The following is a 13245-nucleotide window of genomic DNA, read 5'->3' as shown; positions in this document are numbered from 1 at the left end:
GACTCCATTGACAACGGCAGGCACAGTGCGCTCGTGCCTCCCGGAGCCCTGCACCACCGGGTGACCGCCGCTCTCTCCAACTGGCAGCTCGACGACGCCGAGGAACTGCTGGCCGACGTCGGCACCGACTCCTCCCCCTACGTGGCCCCCGCGCCGCGGGACGGCGGCCCCGACCGTCCGGCCGACCTGGGCCGGGCCTGGGCCGACACGCTGCGTGCCGAACTGCTCGTGCGACGGCTGCGGAGGGCCGGCTTCACCCTGGTCGGCGACCCCGTCGAGCCCGCGTCCGGACCCGGCGCGGCGGCCGGGCTGGACCTGCACGCCGGCGTGGCCGAGCTGATCGACGGCGCTCCCGCGACGCAGGACGGCGACCCGCGCGCCTCGCACGCGGCGCTGGCCATCGCGCTGGTGCGCTCGGCCAAGGCCGCCTTCGACGCCACCGAGGACGAGCTGCAGCGGGCCGCCGGCCTGGCCCGGCACGCCCGCATCGAGCTGCTCTCGCGGCGCATCGACGCCGCCATGGACGAGGCGGTCGAGGCGGCCAGCCTGCTCGACGCCGTGCTGCCGCCGTCCGCCCTGCTGGTGGAGACGCTGACCACCCTCTCCGGTGTGCTCGCCGACCTCGAGCTGATGCCGCTGGCGCTGGACTACCAGCGCCGGGCGCACGAGACCGCCGTGGCCGCGGCGGCCGTCCCCGGCGCGCTGCGGACGGAGGACGGCGCGCCCGACCTCCTCGTCGCCCGAGCGGCCAGCGCCCTCGGCGAGCTGTGCGCCGAGCTCGGCGAGGCGCTGCTCGACGACGGCGCCCCCGACGCGGCCGCCCCCCACTTCGCCGAGGCCCGCGAGCTGGCCGAGCAGGCGCTGGCGCTGCTGCCGCCGGAGTCGGCCGAGGCGGTCGTGGCCGCGCAGGTGGTGCACGGCTGGGCGCTCGTGGGGCTGGGTGAGCACGCCGCCGCCGTGGGGTCGCTGGAGGCCGCCGTCCGGAGCACCGCCGCCGGCGACCGGGCGCTGCACACGGCAGCGCAGCTCGCCCTGGGCCGCGCGCTGCGCCGGCAGGGGAACGGCCGCGACGCCGACGAGCAGCTGGCCCAGGCCCTCGCCACGGCTACCGAGCACGGCCTGCCGCGGCTGCGCCGGGCCGCGCTGCGCGAGCTGTGCACGCTGCACGCCGAGCTGGACGACGCCGGGCGCGCACTGCCCTACCTGCAGGCCTACCTGGCCGACGAGCTGGACCGGGTCGACGAGCGGCGCACCCGCTGGGTGGAGCTGTTCGGCCGGCGCAAGAGCCTGCTGGAGACCGAGCGGGCCGCCGGGCAGCTGCGCCGCCAGGCCTACGAGGACCCGCTGACCCACCTGCCCAACCGCCGCTACGCCGAGGCCACCCTCGACGGGCTGCTCAGCAGCGGTGCGCCACCGGCGCTGGCCGTGGTCGACGTCGACCGCTTCAAGCAGGTCAACGACGCCGTCGGCCACGCCGGTGGGGACGAGGTCCTGCGCCGGGTCGCCGAGATCCTCGTGGCCGGGTGCCGCGACACCGACGAGGTGTGCCGCTGGGCCGGTGACGAGTTCGTCGTCCTGCTGCCCGACACCACCGCCGAGCAGGCCGAGCTCGCGCTCGAGCGCTGCCGCCGCGCGGTCGCCGAGACCGACTGGGCCGCGCTCGGGATGCCCGTGCCGGTGACCATCAGCGTCGGCATCGCCTCGGCGACCCGCGGCGACGACCGGCGCACCCTGTTCACCGCCGCGGACGGGGTCCTCTACGACGCCAAGCGCAGCGGCCGCGACCGCGTCGTCCGGCTGTCGGCGGTGACCCAGACCCGGGCCGCCAGCGGTCCGCCGGACACCCTCCCCGGCCCGGCTGGGACTGCTGTGACGGACGGGTCCTCCCGGGACGACACGGCGCCCGCCGGCTCCCCGGAGCAGGTCGCGACGACCCCTAGGGTCCCTGCCGTGCAGCCTTCCCCGCTGACCGACCCCGCCGCCGTGACCAGCGGTTTCGCCCCCCTGCTCGTCGAGCCCGGCGACCCGCCGCTGGGGCTGGGCAGCCCCGCCGAGCCGGCCCTGGCCCCGGTGCCGCCGGCCGCCGCGCCGCTCCTCGAGCCACCCGTCCCGCCGGCCGCACCGGCCCGTGGGACGCCGACCGAGCCCGACGTCGTCTGGGCACCCGGCCGCAGCACCGAGCAGGTGCTCGCGCTGGTCCGCCAGGCGCGCCGGCAGTTCCCGGACCGGCCCGCGGTCGTCGTCCGGGCGCCCGCCGAGACGCTGGTCGCGCTGGCCAGCGAGCACGACGCCTACACGACGGTCGACGCCGCCTCGATGTCCGCGGCGGTCGGCCCGCTGCCCGAGCCCGTCGGCCGGATCGGCGTGCTGTGCGGGGTCGGCGGTGACCTCGCGGTGGCCGCCGAGGCCGCCTTCGCCGCGCGCGTCACCGGCACCGCGGTGCTGCGGGTGGACGACGTCGGCGGTAGCCGGTTCCGCGGCGGGCTGCCGGGTGACGCGCTGCCCGAGGACGTCGACTGCCTGGTCGTCGTCGCGGGCCTCGACGCCTCGCTGGCCGGCCTGCTCGGCGCGCTCACCGACGTGCCGATCGTCGCCGTCCCGACGTCGACCGGGCAGCCGGGCTCCTTCGGCGGGTTCAGCGCGCTGCTGACGATGCTGAACTCGGCCGCGCCCGGCGTCGTGGTGAGCAACATCGACAACGGTCACGCCGCCGGTGTCTTCGCTGCCCGCATCGCCCGGAGAGCACGGCGCTGATCGTCGCGGAGGTGATCGGCTGAGCTCACCGTCGCGGGTCCGGGCTCACGACCGGTGGTGAGCCCGGACCCGCTGGGACCAGCTCACCTGATCATCGGGCGAGGGAACCACCGGCGGGTCAGACCACCGGCTGCGGCTCGTCGGCGACGTCCGCCGGCGGCCGGGCCCCGGTCGCCTGCGCGTCGGCCCGCGCCAGCAGGGCCACCGCCCGGCGCAGGACCTCCGGCGGCTGCGTGTAGGGCAACCGCAGCCGGTCGTCGAGGGCGTGACCGGTGCCGAACAGCGGGCCGGCGGCCAGCCGCAGCCCCAGCCGCTCGGCCGCGGCGACCACCGCGCGGGAGCGGAGCGAGGGCAGCCCGCACCACAGCACCAGGCCGCCCGCGGGCACGGGCACCCGCCACTCGGGCAGCCGGTGCCGCAGCTCAGCGGTGAGCACCGAGCGGCGCTCGCGCAGCTGCCCGCGCCAGGCGGCCAGCGACTCGTCCAGGCCGTCGAGCAGCGCGCAGGCGGCGAGCTGCTCGACGACCGGCCCGGACATCGACGTCCGGACGGCGACCGCGGTCAGCCGGCGGACGACGTCGGCCTCGGCGCGCACCCACCCCACCCGCAGACCGCCCCACGCCACCTTGCTGAGCGTCCCCACCGACAGCAGTCCCGGGCCGAAGGCGGCCAGCGGCGGTGGCGCCGCCGTGTCGAGCCCCAGCTCGGCGAACGTCTCGTCGACCACTGCGGGGACGCCGCTGCGGCGCAGCGCCCCGGCCAGCCGCTCCCTGCCGGCTCCGTCGAGCAGGACGCCGGTCGGGTTCTGGAAGTCCGGCATCAGGTAGGCAGCCGCCGGCCGTACGGCGGACAGGGTGCCCACGGCCGCGTCGAGCCAGGCGGCGGGCTCGTCGGGGTCGAGCGCGACGGGGAGGACGCGGGCGCCGAGCGCCCGGGCGGCCTGCAGGGCGTTGGGGTAGCTCGGCTGCTCGACGAGCACCCGCTGCCCGCGCCGCAGCAGCACCTGCAACCCGATCGAGACCCCGTGCAGCGCGCCGTTGGTGACCAGCACCTGCTCGGGGGTCGTGGGCAGGCCGCGGGCGGTGTACCGCGCGGCGATCCGCGCCCGCAGGTCGGGCAGGCCGGCGGGGTGGTAGCCGTGCGTGGTCAGGAAGCGGGGCAGCTCCTCGAGCGCCGCGGCCAGCGCGGCCGGGACGGCGGCGGGGGCCGCGGGAGCGGCGTGGGCGAGGTCGATCGCGCCGTCGTCCACCGGCCCGGGCACCCACGCACCGCGGTGCGGCCCGGCGGGCAGGACCGCGAACGTCCCGGCGCCCTGCCGGGCGGTGGCCCACCCGTCCTCGCGCAGCCGGGTGTAGGCGGCGGTGACCGTGGCCCGGCTGACCGCGAGGGCCGTCGCCAGCTCCCGCTCCGCCGGCAGCCGCGTGCCCAGGGGCACCCGACCGTCGGCGACCAGCCTGCGGATGCGGCCGGCCAGCGCCGCGTAGCGCGGTGGCCGCTCGGTGGCGAGGTCACCGACGAGCGCGGCGAGCGACCGCGCGGACGTCGTCTCCATGCCACCTCCTGCGGATTGGCCTGTGGTTGGCAGGCCAATCCTGGCGGAGGATCGGGGCATGCACCAGCTCCTGACCATCCGGCCGGCCCGCCGCCTCGTCCAGCTCTACGCGGGCCTGGTCCTCTACGGGGTGTCGATGGCCCTGCTCGTGCGCTCGGGGCTGGGCGTCATGCCGTGGGACGTGCTGCACCAGGGCCTGTCCCGCCAGCTCGGCTGGTCGCTCGGGGTCGTCACGATGGTCGTCGGCGCGCTGGTGCTCCTGGCCTGGATCCCGCTGCGCGAGCGGCCGGGGCTCGGCACGGTGAGCAACGTCGTCGTCATCGGGCTGGCGCTGGACGCCGTGCTCGCCGTCCTGCCCGAGCCGTCGTCCCTCCCCCTCCGGGTCGCGCTCGTCGGCCTCGGCATCGCCCTCAACGCGGTGGCGACCGCCGCCTACATCGGCGTGCACCTCGGGCCCGGCCCGCGGGACGGGCTCATGACCGGCCTGGTCCGGCGCAGCGGCCGCTCGGTGCGGCTGGTGCGCACCTCGATCGAGGTCGCCGTCGTGGCGGTGGGCTGGCTGCTGGGCGGCACGCTGGGCGTCGCCACCGTGCTGTACGCGCTGACCATCGGCCCGCTGGTGCACGTGCTGCTCCCCCGGCTGTCGGTGGACCTCCCCCGCGCCCCGGCCTCCGTCAGCTGACCGGCGGCCGGCGCAGGCCCGCCGCCACCAGGGGGACGACGGCCAGCACGAGCACCGCCACCGCGACGATGCCGCCCAGCGCCCAGGCCGCGAAGACCAGCAGGCCGGCCAGTTCGATGCCCAGGCCCGCCACGGAGGTCACCGTGGTCCGCCGGCTGCTGTCGATCCGCTCCTGCAGCCGGGCCTCGGCGACCACCAGCACCGCCAGGTAGAGCGCGTAGGACACCGCCACCACCGCCAGCGCCCACGGCCCCGGCACCGCGGCCGCCGCCCCGAGCAGCACGCCGGCGAGGAGCAGCAGCACGGGCAGCGCCCGGTCGGGCAGCCGGTCGGCCCGGCCACCCAGCGCGGCGCCGAGCGTCCCGGCCAGCGTGATGCCGAGGACGGCGGCCGGGACGGCGGCCGTCGGCACCCCGCGGTCGCCGGCGAGCACCGGGAAGTACTCCTCCATCGCGTCCAGCCCGCCGACCAGCGCGACCGCGAGCACGGTGAGCCGCAGGGCGGGCACGCGGACGACCTCGGCCACGCCGCAGCGCAGGGTGCCGAGCACCGACTCGCCGTCGGGCTCCCGGGCTGCCTCCGGGAACCGCAGGGCGAGCGCCGCCCAGACCAGGCAGATCGCCGCGCTGGCCCAGCCCACCAGCGGGTAGCCGCCGAGGGCGTACAGCAGGCCGGCCGCGGCCGCTGTCGGGATCTGCACGAGCAGCTCGGCCGACGTCATCCAGCCGTTGACCCGGGCGAAGGCGCCCGCGGCGCCCACCTCGGCCAGGCCGTCGTAGACCAGGGCCTCGACCGTGCCGGAGACCAGCGCGCCGGCCACGCCCCAGACGGCGAAGCCGGCGGCGAACCCCCAGAACCCGGGCGCCACCGTCCACACCACGAAGGCGGCTGCCTCCAGGACCCCGCCCAGGACCAGCGCGCCCCGGCGGGACCACCGGTCGGCCAGCGCACCGGCCGGGACCTCGGTGACCAGCGCGGTGACCGACCAGGCGGCGAACAGCAGCGACAGCTCGGGGGTCGAGACGCCGGTGTCGAGGAACAGCAGCGCGTAGAGCGGGTAGAGCGGCACCAGCTCGGACAGCGCGGCCCAACCCACCGCCAGGCGGGCGAGCGGCCGGGCGGCGGGCGGCAGGGGCGTCACTGCCGGGCGTCAACGAAACGGCACGGCGCGGACGGTAGCGCGGGTCACCCCGGCCCGCAGCCGAGTTCCGGGCACCGCTGGGCTAGGCTCGTCGACCGAGAAGGGGAGTAGCCCCCCGTCCGCTGGTCGACACGCTGGCGCCTCCGGGCGCCCGGTCAGCGGGCCCACGCTCGGCCGTGGGTGGGCGAGACCTTCGACCGCAGTCGCCATCGCCGGCAGCTGCCGGTCGGAGGCTGCCCGCATCCGTCCCGGCAGCGCCCTGACGGAAGTGAGAACCCCGTGTCCCTGACGGTCGTGCTGACCGCCTTCGTGCTCGTCCTGCCGGTCGAACTCCCGGACAAGACCCTGTTCGCCAGCCTCGTCCTGGCCACCCGGCTGCCGCACTGGCCGGTGTTCGTTGGCGTCGGAGCGGCGTTCGGCCTGCAGGTGGCGATCGCGGTCACGGCGGGCAGCCTGCTCTCCCTGCTCCCCCAGGCCCTGGTCAGCGGCGTGGTCGCCGTGCTCTTCCTGGTCGGCGCGGTGCTGCTGTGGCGCAGCGCGACGAGCGGACCGGAGGAGGCCGACGACGTCGCCGCCGGACAGGAGGGGACGTCGTTCCTCCGGGCCGCCGCCATCTCCTTCGGCGTCCTGTTCGCCGCCGAGTGGGGGGACCTGTCGCAGCTGGCCACCGCCGGGCTGGCCGCGCGCCTGGACGACCCGGCGTCGGTCTTCGTCGGCGCCTGGGCCGCCCTGCTCACCGTCTCGGGCCTGGCCGTGTTCCTCGGCAAGAAGCTGGCCGACCGGCTGCCGGTGGCGCTGATCCGCCGGGTGGCCGCGGTGCTGTTCCTCGTCTTCGCCGTGGTGGCCGCGGTCGAGACGGTGCGCACCCTCGCCGGCTGACCACCGTCACCCGTCCGGGTCGGCACCGACCGGGACGCCTCAACGACGGGCGCGGTCCTGCCGTTCGCAGTGGCGGGCGACCTCCCGGTCACCCGCCAGGAGGGCAGGACCGTGACTTCGTCGACCGCGACCGACCTGCGGGCTCGGCAGGCCGAGCTGCTGGAGCAGTTCGGCCTGCTCGACGGCCCGCCCGATGCCGAGCTGGATGCCGTGGTCCGGCTGGCCAGCGCCGTCACCGGGCTGCCCCACGCCGCGGTCAACCTCCTCGACGCCACGACCCAGCACACCGTCTCCGCGCACGGCTTCGCCGCCGGTGGGAGCCCGCGCGAGGAGTCCCTGTGCTCGGCCGCCCTCTCGCCCCTCCCCGGGGTCCGGTCGGTCGGCGACCTCGCCGCCGAGCCGCGGTTCCGCGACAACGCGTGGGTGGACGGCCGGAGGGGCCGCCTGCGGGCCTACGCCGGCGCTCCGCTCGTGGTCGAGGGGACGGCGATCGGCACCCTCTGCGTGTTCGACGACCACCCGCGCGCGTTCACCGCGGCCCAGCTCGACCGGCTCGCCGACCTGGCGGCCCTGGTGGTGGGCGTGTTCCACCGCCGGCAGCAGGTGCTGGAGCTGGCGGTGCTCGCGGTGGAGAGCGAGACGGCTCGCCACCAGGCCGAGGCCGCGCACGCCGCTCTCGAGCGCACCGAGGCGTTCAACCGGGCGCTGCTCGAGGCCATCCCGGTCGGCGTCGTCGCCGCGGACGCCACGGGCCGGCTCACCACCTTCAACCGGCTCAGCCGGGAGTGGCACGGCCTGGGCGATCAGCCGATCGGCCCGACCCCGATCTCCGACAGCGACATCCCGGCCGCCTTCTCCCTCACCGCGGCCGGCGGGCAGCCCCTGCGCGTGGAGGAGCTCCCGCTGCAGCGGGTGTTCGCCGGGGAGGAGGTGCGCGACCAGGAGCTGGGCATCGCCCGCCCGGGGGCGCCGCTCCGGCGGCTCTCCGCGTCGGGTCGCCAGGTCCGGGACCCGCACGGCCGGCTGCTCGGCGCCGTCGTGGCGATGGCCGACGTGACCGCGCAACGCGACCTGGAGTCCGCCCTCCGCTCGGCCGCCCTGCACGACCCGCTCACCGGCCTGCCCAACCGGACCCTGCTGCTCGACCGGCTGGACCAGGCGCTGCACGCCGCAGGCCACGGCGGCACCGGCACGGCGGTCCTCTACTGCGACCTCGACGGGTTCAAGGCGGTCAACGACGTGGCCGGGCACGCGGTCGGCGACGAGGTCCTCGTCGAGGCCGCCCGCCGGCTGCGCGCCGTGGTGCGCCCCGCCGACACCGTGGCGCGGATCGGGGGCGACGAGTTCGTCGTCCTGTGCCCCGGACTCGGCTCCGCGGGGGTCGCCGACCGGATCGCCGCCCGCATCGCGGAAGCCTTCGCGACGCCCATGGCCTCCGACGGCGACGCCGAGCACCGGGTCGGGGTCAGCATCGGCATCACCGTGTGCACCGGGGCCGACACCCCGGAGACCGCGCTGGCCGCCGCGGACGCCCGGATGTACGAGGTCAAGGCCGCGCGGCGGTCCCGCGGCCGGCTCGCCGCCGTGCCGCGGCGCTGACCGGGCGGTGCGCTGCGCCGTCGACGGAGAGGCCCAAGGCCACTCCACGGCCGTGGGCGAGCGACCTAGCCTGGCGTCCCCACGGAGGAGGCACCGAGGAGGTCGCCGTGCCCGTCATCCCCGATCTGCCCTGGACCGCCGAGCACGTCGGTGACGGCCCGGGCGTCGTCATGGTCACCCATCTGCACCTGCGCCGGTTCCGCGACATCCCGGCGTTCTTCCGCGACTCGCTGGCCATCCGGAGCCAGACCATGGCCGCCGCGGGCGCACGCTCGCTGTACCTGCGGGCCCAGCCCCTGGCCCGCCACTTCACCACCGTGTCGTGGTGGGACGACGAGGACTCGGTCCGTGCCTTCGTCCGGACCGACCCGCACCGCGCGGCGATGCGGCGCTGGGGCCCGGAGATGCGGGAGTTCAGCAACCGGTCGTACCCGGGCACCGACGGCACCGTCCCCACGGTGCAGGCGGCCGCTGCGCTGTCCGCGTAACCCGCTCGGTTCCCGCCGCCCCGGTGGCAGCATGGCCGCCGATGGACACGGGCGGAGCACAGCGACCGGCTGACCTCGCCGTGCAGGTGACCGACCTCGTCAAGCGCTACCCCGGCCGGCCGGTCAACGCCGTCGACGGGATCTCGTTCACCGTGGCGCGGGGCGAGGTCTTCGGCCTGCTGGGCCCCAACGGCGCGGGCAAGACGACGACGATCGGCGTCCTCACGACCCGGGTGCTGCCGACCTCGGGCACCGCCAGGGTCGCCGGGGTGGACATCGCCGCCGACCCGGTCACCGCACGCAGCCGGCTGTCGGTGGTGCCGCAGCGGTCCAACCTCGACCGTGCGCTGACCGCCCGCCAGAACCTGGTCTTCCACGCCGCCTACCACGGCGTCGGCCGTGCCGAGCGCAACCGCCGGGCCGACGCGCTGCTCGAGCAGCTCGGCCTGGGCGGGCGCGGCGGGGACAAGGTCGACGACTACTCCGGCGGGATGGCCCAGCGGCTGCTCATCGCCCGCGCGCTCATGCACGCCCCCCAGGTGGTCTTCCTCGACGAACCGAGCACCGGGCTGGACCCGCAGGCCCGGCTGTTCGTGTGGGACCGCATCCGCGAGCTCCGGGCCGGCGGCGTCACCGTCGTCCTCACCACGCACGACATGGACGAGGCGGCCGCGCTGTCGGACCGGGTCGGGATCATGGACCACGGCCGGCTGCTCGCCCTGGACACCCCCGCGGCGCTCACCCGTTCACTGCCGGGCAGCGCCACGCTGGACATCGACGTGGAGCGCGCGCCCGAGGACACCGACGACGCCGTGCTGGCGGCCCTCGGCCCGCTGGCCGAGCGGGTCGAGCAGGTGGCCGACGGCTCGGGGCTGCGCGCCCGGCTCTACCTCTCCGGGGACGCCGCAGCGCTGGTCGGCCCGGTGTCGGAGGCGCTCGGTGCGCGGCGCGCCCGGCTGACCGGCGTACGGATCGGCGAGCCCAGCCTCGAGGACGTCTTCCTGTCCCTGACCGGACGGGAGCTGCGGTGAGCACGGACACCTCCTCGGGAACAGGGGCTGCGATGAGCGCCGACACCGCCGTACCGGGGCTGGCCGCCGGGGTCGGCAGCGCCGCACCGGGCCGGCCGGACGTCGGCCGGGCGTTCGGCGCGCTGCTGTGGCGCGACGTCTTCGTCACCGGCCGCGAGCTGGTGCCCTTCCTGCTGCAGGTCGTGCTGCAGCCGGTCTTCCTGCTGTTCGTCTTCGGCAAGGTGCTCGTCGAGCTCGGCTTCGCCACCGACCAGTACTCCGACGTGCTGCTGCCCGGCGTCATCGCGCTGACCGCCTTCCTCACCGCGCTGCAGAACACCGCCTTCCCGCTGGTCATCGACTTCTCCTTCACCAAGGAGATCGAGGACCGGCTGCTCGCGCCCCTGCCCACCGCGCTGGTCGCCGTCGAGAAGATTGTGTTCTCGCTGCTGCGGGCGCTGGTCGCCGCCGCGGTCATGTTCCCGATCAGCCGGTGGGTGCTCGGCACGCTGCCGGTGCAGTGGGGCGACCTCCCGGTGCTCACCGCGTTCCTCGTGCTCGGCTCGCTGGTCGGCGCGGTGATGGGCATGACGCTCGGGACGTTCGTGAAGCCCAACCGGATCAACGTCGTCTTCGCCGTCGTCCTCACGCCGTTGCTGTTCACCGGGTCCACCCAGTTCCCGTGGCAGTCCCTGGACACGCTGCGCTGGTTCCAGGTGGTCTGCGCACTCAACCCACTGACCTACGTCAGCGAGGCGCTGCGCGCGGAGATGGCGCCGGGCGTGCCGCACCTGCCGCTGTGGCTGTGTGCGCTCGCGCTGTCCGGCTTCCTCGTCGTCTTCGGCGTGGCGAGCCTGGTCGGCTTCCGCCGCCGGGCGCTGGACTAGAGAAGGACCCCTGCCCCCACCTCTCGCAGGCTCGCGGCGGGTCCCTGCAGGGGGCCGCACCTATCCTCCCGACCGTGGAGTTCCGGACGACGGTCGTGCTCGGCGGGAAGACGGCGACGGGTCTGCAGGTGCCCGACGACGTCGTCGCGGCCCTGGGCGGTGGCAAGCGGCCGCCGGTGACCGTGACGATCGGCGGCCACGGCTACCGGAGCACGATCGCGCCGATGGGCGGGGCGTTCTGGATCCCGCTGGCCGCGGAGCACCGCGAGGCCGCCGGCGTGCAGGCCGGCCAGGAGGTCGACGTCCGGGTCGAGCTGGACACCGCGCCGCGGGAGACCCCGCTGCCCGACGACCTCGCCGCCGCGCTGGACGAGGAGGCGACCGCCTTCTTCTTCGCCCTGGCACCCTCGCACCGCAAGGAGTGGGTGCGCTGGGTCGAGGAGGCCAAGAAGCCGGAGACCCGCGCCGCCCGCGTCGAGAAGACCGCGGCGGCGCTGAAGGCGGGCAGGAAGACGCGGTGACCACCTGGGGGACCTGCGTCCCCACGTCGAGACGCGGGACACCCACCTGGGGAACCTCTCCCCCTGCCCACCCCTGTGGGCAGGGGGAGAGGTTCCCCAGGTGTACATCCGTCCGCTCGCCGCCCTTGCGGAGGCTTCGCTCAGTGGAGCGTCGGGATCCACTCGGCCAGCGCCCGGCCGATCTCGTGCGGCGAGTCCTCCGGCACGAAGTGGGCACCGGGCACGGTCACCTCGGTCAGCGCCTGCCACTTGCGCACGAACGCCCGCGGCCGGCCGACCAGGATCGAGCCCGGGTCGGCGTTGAGGAACAGCTTGGGGACGTCGCTGGTGCGCAGCCACTGGCCGTACCGGGCCACGACGTCGCGGACCTTGGGCGGCACGTTCTCGATCGGCAGCTGCCGCGGCCACTCCAGCGTCGGCCAGCGGTGTGCGGGGTCGGCGAAGGGCTCGCGGTAGCGGGCGTGCGCCTCCGGGCTCAGGCCGCGGGCCACCGACGCCGGCAGGATGCGCTCGACGAACACGTTCTTCTCGAGCACCGCGGCCTCGCCGTCCGGGCCGCGCATGGTGCGGAAGATCTTCCGTGCGTCGGCCGGCCAGTCGGCCCAGGTCAGCGGGACGACGAGCGCCTCGGTGAACGCCAGGCCGCGCACCGCGTCGGGGTGCCGGTGGGCCCAGTCGAAGCCCAGCGCCGAGCCCCAGTCGTGCAGCACGAAGGTGACCCGCTCGGTGGCGCCGACCTCATCGAGGAAGCGTTCGAGGAAGCCCGCGTGCGCCGAGTACGAGTAGGTGCCCCGGTCCGGGCTGGGCAGCTTGTCGGACTCGCCCATGCCGATCAGGTCCGGCGCCAGGCAGCGGCCGAGGTGCTGCACGTGCGGGATGACGTTGCGCCACAGGTAGGACGACGTCGGGTTGCCGTGCAGGAAGACGATCGGGTCGCCCTCCCCCGCCTCGACGTAGGCCATCTGCAGGTTGCCGTCGGCCCGCCGGTCGACGCGGACGCGCTTGCGGGGGAACGGGTCCTCGGGCGAGACGTCGTCGGCTGCCATGCGTGCGATCCTCACCCATCCTCGCGCGCGGCACCGCTCGAGGCGGCGACCCCGGCCGCCTGCCGCGCGGCGGCCTCGATCCGCGCCCGGAACGCCGCCCACTCGTCGGCGCTGCGCTCGGGCAGGTTGCTGTTCTCGGGGCTCATCCCCGCGGCGCCGTCGATGAGCTCGCGCAGGACGTCGGCGTGCCCGGCGTGCCGGGCGACCTCCACGCCCACGTGCACGAGGACCGTGTGCAGCGTCGGGTGCCGGCGCTCCGCCCGCCACCAGGGCACCTCCCCGACGGCGTCCAGCGGCAGCGCCTCGACCGTCGCGTCGGCGTGGGCGGCCGAGAACCGGTACAGCTCGACGACGGCGTCCCGGCTCTCCTCGGGGGTCGCCCACATGTCGGCGTCCGGCTCGCCGCCGTCGTCCCACGGGTAGGCCCGGCCGCTCGGCCGGCCGAAGACCTCGCCGAAGTAGCCCAGCTGCACGTAGCCGACGTGCTTCACCAGCCCGAGCAGGTTGGTGCCGGTGGGCGTCATCGGCCGCCGGACGTCGTACTCCCCCAGCCCGTCCAGCTTGGCCAGCAGATCGGCCCGGCGGTCGCGCAGGTATCCCAGGAGGGCACCCTTCTCGTCCACGGGGACACCCTGCCGCACCCCGGGGGACATCGCGCTTGACCCTGACGCCACGTCAGGCTGTGC

General features: G+C 76.1%; 12 protein-coding genes. 8 read left to right on the top strand and 4 right to left on the bottom strand.

Going from position 1 to position 13245, the window contains the following annotated elements:
• Window positions 1–33: 33 nt before the first annotated feature.
• Window positions 34–2754 carry a diguanylate cyclase domain-containing protein gene (locus tag ACU610_RS20980; RefSeq protein ID WP_446769629.1) on the top strand — a complete coding sequence of 907 codons (2721 nt, stop codon included), beginning with the start codon at window positions 34–36 and terminating at the stop codon, window positions 2752–2754.
• 118 nt (window positions 2755–2872) lie between these two features.
• On the opposite strand, the gene yczR is transcribed toward ACU610_RS20980, so the two are convergent.
• Window positions 2873–4306, bottom strand: coding sequence for a MocR-like transcription factor YczR (yczR, locus tag ACU610_RS20975; RefSeq protein WP_446769628.1), 1434 nt, complete (start codon window positions 4304–4306; stop codon window positions 2873–2875).
• A gap of 58 nt (window positions 4307–4364) precedes the next feature.
• Here yczR and yczE point away from each other — a divergent pair, with 58 nt between their 5' ends.
• On the top strand, window positions 4365–4988 hold the full coding sequence (gene yczE / locus ACU610_RS20970; RefSeq protein ID WP_446769627.1) for a membrane protein YczE: 624 nt from the start codon (window positions 4365–4367) through the stop codon (window positions 4986–4988).
• Here yczE and ACU610_RS20965 read toward each other — a convergent pair.
• Window positions 4981–6129 (bottom strand): MFS transporter, encoded by a 1149-nt coding sequence (locus ACU610_RS20965; RefSeq protein WP_446769626.1) that lies wholly within the window; start codon window positions 6127–6129, stop codon window positions 4981–4983. The two genes, yczE and ACU610_RS20965, sit on opposite strands and share 8 nt — an antisense overlap.
• A 279-nt stretch (window positions 6130–6408) precedes the next feature.
• On the opposite strand from ACU610_RS20965, the gene ACU610_RS20960 reads away from it, so the two are divergent.
• From ACU610_RS20960 to ACU610_RS20935, 6 genes are all read left to right on the top strand, one after another.
• Window positions 6409–7008 (top strand): TMEM165/GDT1 family protein, encoded by a 600-nt coding sequence (locus tag ACU610_RS20960; protein WP_446769625.1) that lies wholly within the window; start codon window positions 6409–6411, stop codon window positions 7006–7008.
• Window positions 7009–7119: 111 nt separating this feature from the next.
• Window positions 7120–8607: a diguanylate cyclase domain-containing protein gene (locus tag ACU610_RS20955; protein ID WP_446769624.1), complete on the top strand. Its 1488-nt coding sequence runs from the start codon at window positions 7120–7122 to the stop codon at window positions 8605–8607.
• 107 nt (window positions 8608–8714) lie between these two features.
• The gene (locus tag ACU610_RS20950) at window positions 8715–9095 is read left to right on the top strand and encodes a hypothetical protein (protein ID WP_446769623.1); all 381 of its coding nucleotides are present in this window, start codon (window positions 8715–8717) and stop codon (window positions 9093–9095) included.
• A gap of 41 nt (window positions 9096–9136) precedes the next feature.
• The gene (locus tag ACU610_RS20945; protein WP_446769622.1) at window positions 9137–10126 is read left to right on the top strand and encodes an ABC transporter ATP-binding protein; all 990 of its coding nucleotides are present in this window, start codon (window positions 9137–9139) and stop codon (window positions 10124–10126) included.
• Between the two features lie 32 nt (window positions 10127–10158).
• A complete protein-coding gene (locus ACU610_RS20940) occupies window positions 10159–10992 on the top strand; it encodes an ABC transporter permease (RefSeq protein WP_446769621.1) in 834 nt (277 codons plus the stop codon).
• Between the two features lie 74 nt (window positions 10993–11066).
• Window positions 11067–11513, top strand: coding sequence for a DUF1905 domain-containing protein (locus ACU610_RS20935; protein WP_446769620.1), 447 nt, complete (start codon window positions 11067–11069; stop codon window positions 11511–11513).
• Window positions 11514–11653: 140 nt separating this feature from the next.
• Here the strand turns inward: ACU610_RS20935 and ACU610_RS20930 are convergent, their stop codons facing one another.
• The gene (locus tag ACU610_RS20930; protein ID WP_446769619.1) at window positions 11654–12559 is read right to left on the bottom strand and encodes a haloalkane dehalogenase; all 906 of its coding nucleotides are present in this window, start codon (window positions 12557–12559) and stop codon (window positions 11654–11656) included.
• Window positions 12560–12570: 11 nt separating this feature from the next.
• Window positions 12571–13182, bottom strand: a complete 612-nt coding sequence (locus ACU610_RS20925) for a DinB family protein (RefSeq protein WP_446769618.1) — start codon at window positions 13180–13182, stop codon at window positions 12571–12573.
• Window positions 13183–13245 lie beyond the last annotated feature (63 nt).

Source organism: Geodermatophilus sp. URMC 61 (genome assembly GCF_052931555.1).
Note: the sequence above shows the minus strand (reverse complement) of the source record. Positions and strands in the feature narration are given on the sequence as shown.